Origin of the sequence: Gordonia sp. BP-119, assembly GCF_016924115.1 — a bacterium.
Classification (GTDB): domain Bacteria; phylum Actinomycetota; class Actinomycetes; order Mycobacteriales; family Mycobacteriaceae; genus Gordonia; species Gordonia hongkongensis.
Genome location: NZ_JAFFZF010000014.1, coordinates 98734 through 105058, shown reverse-complemented (window position 1 = coordinate 105058; position 6325 = coordinate 98734). Strand labels below are relative to the sequence as shown.

Annotated in this window: 6 protein-coding genes; 3 read left to right on the top strand and 3 right to left on the bottom strand. The window is 67.8% G+C overall.

The window, feature by feature from the left end; translation table 11 throughout:
* Window positions 1–507 precede the first annotated feature (507 nt).
* Window positions 508–981 carry a hypothetical protein gene (locus JW364_RS10825; protein WP_205334157.1) on the bottom strand — a complete coding sequence of 158 codons (474 nt, stop codon included), beginning with the start codon at window positions 979–981 and terminating at the stop codon, window positions 508–510.
* Window positions 982–1103: 122 nt separating this feature from the next.
* Entirely contained in the window at window positions 1104–2033 is a 930-nt protein-coding gene (locus JW364_RS10820; RefSeq protein WP_205334156.1) for an IclR family transcriptional regulator, read from the bottom strand.
* 62 nt (window positions 2034–2095) lie between these two features.
* Here JW364_RS10820 and cysD point away from each other — a divergent pair, with 62 nt between their 5' ends.
* The 3 genes from cysD (at window position 2096) to JW364_RS10805 (ending at window position 5771) form a co-directional block, all read left to right on the top strand.
* Window positions 2096–3058 (top strand): sulfate adenylyltransferase subunit CysD, encoded by a 963-nt coding sequence (gene cysD / locus JW364_RS10815; RefSeq protein ID WP_205334160.1) that lies wholly within the window; start codon window positions 2096–2098, stop codon window positions 3056–3058.
* Entirely contained in the window at window positions 3058–4920 is a 1863-nt protein-coding gene (cysC, locus tag JW364_RS10810; RefSeq protein ID WP_159370125.1) for an adenylyl-sulfate kinase, read from the top strand. Before cysD ends, cysC begins: the two co-directional genes overlap by 1 nt.
* A 71-nt stretch (window positions 4921–4991) precedes the next feature.
* The gene (locus JW364_RS10805; protein ID WP_058252581.1) at window positions 4992–5771 is read left to right on the top strand and encodes a 3'(2'),5'-bisphosphate nucleotidase CysQ; all 780 of its coding nucleotides are present in this window, start codon (window positions 4992–4994) and stop codon (window positions 5769–5771) included.
* A gap of 12 nt (window positions 5772–5783) precedes the next feature.
* On the opposite strand, the gene JW364_RS10800 is transcribed toward JW364_RS10805, so the two are convergent.
* Window positions 5784–6323, bottom strand: a complete 540-nt coding sequence (locus tag JW364_RS10800; RefSeq protein ID WP_159370126.1) for a hypothetical protein — start codon at window positions 6321–6323, stop codon at window positions 5784–5786.
* Window positions 6324–6325 lie beyond the last annotated feature (2 nt).

The window sequence follows — 6325 nt, the reverse complement described above, 5'->3', positions numbered from 1 at the left end:
CGACGTTCCGCCGAACACAAAACGAAGAAAGACATCCTCCGCTGCCTCAAGCGCTACATCGCCCGCGAAGTGTTCCGCGACCTCACCACTGACCTCGGAGCACTTGACAAGCTATAGGACCCTCTCGCTTCACTCGCACCTCAGGGAGCATGAACAGAACGCTCTCGAGCGTTCGCTGCGTAGTCCACGACGGCCGCCATGCCGGTCACATGTCGGGGCAGCGCAAGTTCCGTCGAAGTGGCGCCGTCGTGTCGGGCCGGCAGCGTTGCAGGTCTTGCGTGGACTACGAAAGAACACTCTTAAGCGTCCACATCTCTGCTCCCTGAGGTGCGAGCGAAGCGAGCCACGAAGGGCTCCGCAACCTGTCTCACCAGGCCCTTCGTGGCTCGTCGCTATCGCTCCTCACACCTCAGGGAGCAATGGGGTCGCTTCTTTCGGATCAGGGACCAGTGGGTGTGGATCCGGATTGAGCAGGGTGCCGCCGGAAGTCATCGGTGGCGGTCCGGCTCAGGGGATGACGATGCTCCCGCTGCAACTGGTCGACGGGATGCTCCAGAGTGCGTTGCGGTTGACCGCGCCGAAGGTGACGTTGACGCGACCCTTGCCGATCTGGTTGACGGGGATCACGAAGTAGTGGACGCCCTGGTAGGGCGGGTTCACGCGGACGTTGCTGACCTTCGAGCCGCGTTTGCCGGTGGCCAGGTTGTGCCAGTCCAGGCGAGCCGAGGACTGATACCCGCCGGGGAAATAGCTGGTGAAGTCGGCGGCGATGTAGGCGTTGCCGGCATACGTGCTCACGATCGTGCGTCGCGCCAGGAACGGGACGTCGACGACGTTCGGGCTCAGGCCCACGCAGGTCGACAGCGGATACTCGCGGGACACCGCGTTCGCGTCGCCGGTGGCCGCGACGCCGAGCCCGGCAGCCGAGGCTAGAGCGATGGCGGCGGCGGCCAACCGGGTGATCGTCTTGGTGCTGGGCATATCTCGACTCCCTTGCTGGTGGCGACGGTGACGTGTCGTGATCACCGGTCAGTTTTCCGCAGGGAAGTCCGTTTCGTGGGTATTTCCGGGCGCTGTGTTCATTCGATCGGTCGACCCGCCCCTCAGCTGAGATGACTCGAGATCCCGTCGGCGGCAGCACGCGTGGCCTCGCCGAGTCGGCGCACTTCGGCGACGTCGAGCGTGGTGTTCGGGCAGACGACGATGGCCGCGACCACCCGACGGGCGGAGTCGAAGACGGGGGCGCCGATGGTGACCACGGGTACCCCTGTGCCGTCGGCCGCGCAGGCGTCGATCTCCTCGGGCAGGTAATCGATGACCGACAGCTCGGTGAGCAGGTCGCCGACCCGCGCGCGCAGGGTGTCCGACATGGTGTCGAGGGAGCTCAGGGCTTCGATCATCGCCACGTGGTCGTCGGTCATGCGCTCGATCGAGTAGCCGCGTTCGGCGACGACGTCGAGCACCATGCCCAGCCGGGTGCGGGTGGACTCGGCGGCCTGGCCGATCCAGTTCGACCGGGCGTCGTCCGGGTCGAAGGCGATGAACTCCCGACAGATCGGCGGGCGGAGCCGGATGCGGCTGCCGTTGCGCAACCAGGGATGCTGCGCGGTCTCCGGTGCCAGGTGGGGCGGAAAGGCGTGCGACGCCAGGGTCACCGCGTCGGCCGAGGTCCGTCGGGCGACGAAACAGGGGACGTCGAACCGTTCGCACAGGTCGCGCGCCGCCGACGCCGCCCACCGTACGAGGTGGTCCGCGCCGTCGGCGTTCCGGACGAGGCCGACGAAGGCTGGTCCGACGCCGAAGGTGCCGGCCGACGGGTCCCGGATCAGCCATCCGCAGTCGACGAGTTCGGAGACGACGGCGTGCGCGGTGGCGCGCGACATCGAGGTCTGACGCACGATCTCGGCCAGCGTCAGCGCCGGTTGTTCGGCGTCGGCGAGGAGTTCGACGATGCGGACGACCCGGGCGGTCGGTGGCGACGCCGCACGTGCCGGTTGACGCGCGTCGGAGAAGTCACCTACGGTTTGTGTCACATTGTCAACACATAGTGTCGAATATTCGACATGTCAAGGGGGTTGCTCCGGTGGCCATCACCATCGACGCCGACGACGGACGTCGTCCCGACGACACCGAGGACCGGCGTCGTCGTCACCACGGTTATGAGCTCTCGCATCTCGCGGCGCTCGAGGCCGAATCGGTGCACATCTTCCGCGAGGTCGCCGCGACCTTCGAACGTCCGGTTCTGCTGTTCTCCGGCGGCAAGGACTCCGTGGTGATGTTCCATCTGGCGCGGAAGGCGTTCTGGCCGGCGCCGATCCCGTTCCCGCTCATGCACGTCGACACCGGGCACAACTTCGACGAGGTGATCGAGTACCGCGATCGCGTGGTCGCCGAGACCGGGGTTCGCCTTCTCGTCAGCTCGGTGCAGGACGACATCGATGCCGGGCGGGTCGTCGAGCAGACCGGCCCGGGTGCCAGCCGCAACCGGCTGCAGACCGCGGCGCTGTTGCGCGGGATCACCGAGAACCGTTTCGACGCCGTGTTCGGCGGGGCCCGGCGCGACGAGGAGAAGGCGCGGGCGAAGGAGCGCGTGTTCAGCTTCCGTGACGAGTTCGGCGCGTGGAATCCGCGCGAGCAGCGACCCGAGCTGTGGCGCCTCTACAACGGGCGGCACGCCAAGGGGGAGCACATCCGGGTGTTCCCGCTGTCGAACTGGACCGAGCTCGACATCTGGCAGTACATCGCCGCCGAGGACATCGATCTGCCGGAGATCTACTACGCGCACCAGCGCGAGGTGATCCCGCGCGAGGGCATGCTGCTCGCGAAAACCCGCTTCCTGCAGGAGCTCCCGGGTGAGGAGGTGCGGACCGAGACCGTGCGGTTCCGGACCGTCGGCGACGCCACGTGCACCGGTTGTGTGCTGTCCGGCGCGGACGACGTGATGAAGGTGATCGAGGAGATCGAGGTCACCCGGTTGACCGAGCGGGGAGCCACGCGCGCCGACGACCGGATCTCCGAGTCGGGGATGGAAGACCGCAAGAAGGAAGGCTACTTCTGATGGGCGACCTCAACGCCGTCGGCGGCGCGACGGAGATGCTGCGTCTGGCGACCGCGGGCTCGGTGGACGACGGCAAGTCGACACTCATCGGCCGGCTGCTCTACGACTCGAAGGCGATCTTCACCGACCAGCTCGAATCGATCGAGCGCACCAGCGCCGAGCGCGGTGACGAGTACGCGAACCTCGCCCTGCTGACCGACGGGCTGCGTGCCGAACGCGAGCAGGGCATCACCATCGACGTCGCCTATCGGTACTTCGCCACGCCCAGGCGGAAGTTCATCATCGCCGACACCCCCGGCCATGTGCAGTACACGCGCAACATGGTGACCGGTGCCTCGACTGCCGATCTCGCGATGATCCTGATCGACGCGCGCAAGGGCGTGCTCGAGCAGACGCGGCGGCACGCGTTCCTGTCGTCGTTGCTCGGCATCCCGCACCTGACGGTCTGCGTGAACAAGATGGACCTCGTCGGCTGGTCGCAGGAGCGGTTCGACGGGATCTGCGCGGACTTCGTCGATTTCGCGACCAAGCTCAACGTCGTCGACCTGACGTTCATCCCGATGTCGGCGCTGCGGGGCGACAACGTCGTCGAACAGTCCGCGGCGATGCCGTGGTACGAGGGGCGTCCGCTGCTGAATCACCTCGAGCACGTCTACATCGCCTCCGACCGCAACCTGATCGACACCCGTCTGCCCGTCCAGTACGTGATCCGGCCGCAGCGCAGCGACGGCGCCGACCACCGCGCCTACGCGGGCACCGTTGCCGGCGGTGTACTCGCCAAGGGCGACGAGATCGTCGTCCTGCCCAGCGGTTTCAGCACGACCATCACCGAGATCTGGGCGCCCGGCGGCCAGCCGGTCGACGAGGCCTTCGCGTCGATGGCCGTGTCCGTCGAACTCGCCGACGAGATCGACATCGTGCGCGGCGACATGCTGGCCCGCCCCAACAACCGGCCGTACGTGGGACGCGACCTGGACGCGATGGTGTGCTGGTTCGCCGACGACGCCGAACTGCGACCGGGCAACCGGTATCAGCTGCTCTGCGGAACACGGTTGACCCGCGCGCAGGTCAACGGGCTCAACTATCGCCTCGACGTCAACTCGCTGCACCGCGACGAGCAGGCGGAGGGATTGTCGCTCAACGAGATCGGGCGCGTCACCCTGCATACCCAGGAGCCGGTGACCTTCGACTCGTACCGGCGCAACCGCGACACGGGCAGCTTCATCCTGATCGACGAGGCCACGAATCGGACGGTCGCTGCGGGGATGATCACGGCGCCGGTGAGTCACGACAGTCATGTCGTCTGGCAGGCGACGAAGGTCGGCCGTGAGCACCGTGCGCACCGCGGTGCGACGATCTGGCTGACCGGTCTGTCCGGCTCCGGGAAGTCGTCGCTGGCGGTCGAACTCGAAAGGCGCTTCGTCGCCGAGGGGCGTCCGGCGTACCTGATGGACGGGGACAACCTGCGGCACGGCCTGAACTCGGATCTGGGCTTCTCCGACGACGACCGCCGGGAGAACATCCGCCGGACCAGCGAGGTGGCGGCGCTGTTCGCCGACTCGGGTTCGGTGGCGATCGTCTCGCTCATCAGCCCGTTCGCCGAGGAACGGCAGCGGGCCCGGGAGATCCACGCCGAGCGTGGGCTGCCGTTCTACGAGATCTTCGTCGACACCCCGCTCGCCGAATGCGAACGACGCGACCCGAAGGGGCTGTACGACCGCGCGCGGCGGGGGGAGATCAGTCAGTTCACCGGCATCGACTCGCCCTACGAGCGTCCGTCCGACCCGGATCTGCACATCACCCCCGACGACGGCCCGCCGTCCGAGGTCGCCGACCTGGTGCTGCGTAACCTGGGTCTGTGAGCGCAGCCTCATAGCCGTCCGGCGCGAAGCGCCGCGTCCTGCCACCGGTATCCCGACCGAGAGGAAACCCCGTGACCGACGATCGTGCCCTGGCCGGTGAACTGGCCACCGCCGCAGGTGAACTCCTGCTCGACATCCGACGCTCCAGCGGATTGACGGGCAAAGAGCTCGGTCAGGAGGGCGACCGCCGGTCCGACGAGTTCATCCTCGGGCGCCTCGCACAGGAGCGGCCGGACGATGCCGTGCTGTCGGAGGAATCGGCCGACGACAAGTCGCGACTGTCGGCGTCGCGCGTGTGGATCATCGATCCGGTCGACGGCACGCGCGAGTACGGCACCTACGAACCCGGCGGCGGTCGCAGCGACTGGGCCGTGCACGTCGCGCTGTGGTCGGCAGACGACGGGCTGATCGCCGGTGCGGTCGCCCTGCCGGCCCTCGGGGTGACCTACCTCGACGACGGTTCCACCGTCGAGCCCGTGGAAGGCCTGGCGTCCCGGCCCCGGACCGGGGTCCCGCGCGTCGTCGTGAGCAGTTCGCGCCCACCGGCGTTCGCCGACGAGGTGGCCGCGGCGATGGCCGGCGAGGTGCTGCCGATGGGGTCCGCCGGGGCCAAGGCGATGGCGGTGGTGCGCGGCGAGGCCGACGCCTACGTCCATGCGGGCGGCCAATACGAGTGGGATTCGGCCGCGCCGGTCGCCGTCGCGAAGGCGAAGGGTCTGTGGTGCGGGCGGATCGACGGTTCGCCCCTCGTCTACAACAACGAGGACACCTACCTGCCCGACCTCGTCATCTGCCGGCCGGAATTCACCGAGGCGATCCTCACGGTCACCACCGAGGGTGCCGGCGGCTGACGTCCGAGCGCCTCAGTGCGTGACCACGACCTTGATCGCGACGATCACGGTCGCCACCAGCGTGACCGCTCCGGAGCTGAACAGCGTTGCCCGGCTGGGCCGTTCGTTGTTGAGCCGGTCGATGACGAAGACCGTGCCGCCGATGCGCAGAAGGATCACGATCTCTGCGATCAACTGGGCGGTACGGGGCTCGATCCAGCCGATCAGGCCGAGCAACAGGATCGCGCAAGGTAGAAGCGCCGAGGTCAGGATCGGCACCGAGTCGCGGAGATGACCGAGTACCTCTGATCGCGTCGGCTCGACCTTGCCGTCCGACACGCGCCGGGCGACGCCCTCGGCGAAGACGTGCGCGATGAAGGTCGACGCGGCGGTGCCCGCGAGGATCGCGATACCGACGAAGTCGTCCTCGACGTGCAACGGGATGAGCACGGCCAAGATCAGGATGTTGCCGTAGATGTAGGCACTGATGCGCGGCGCGGCGTGCTTGCGGTCGAGCGGGCTGTCCCGAGTGAACAGCGGCCCGTGCAGCAGGGCCCACGGACTGTTGCTCATAG

Excerpts from the sequence above, each read along its gene's own strand:
- JW364_RS10825 (WP_205334157.1), bottom strand. The coding sequence starts at position 981 with ATGCCCAGCACCAAGACGATCACCCGGTTGGCCGCCGCCGCCATCGCT.
- cysC (WP_159370125.1), top strand. The coding sequence starts at position 3,058 with ATGGGCGACCTCAACGCCGTCGGCGGCGCGACGGAGATGCTGCGTCTG.
- JW364_RS10800 (WP_159370126.1), bottom strand. The coding sequence starts at position 6,323 with ATGAGCAACAGTCCGTGGGCCCTGCTGCACGGGCCGCTGTTCACTCGG.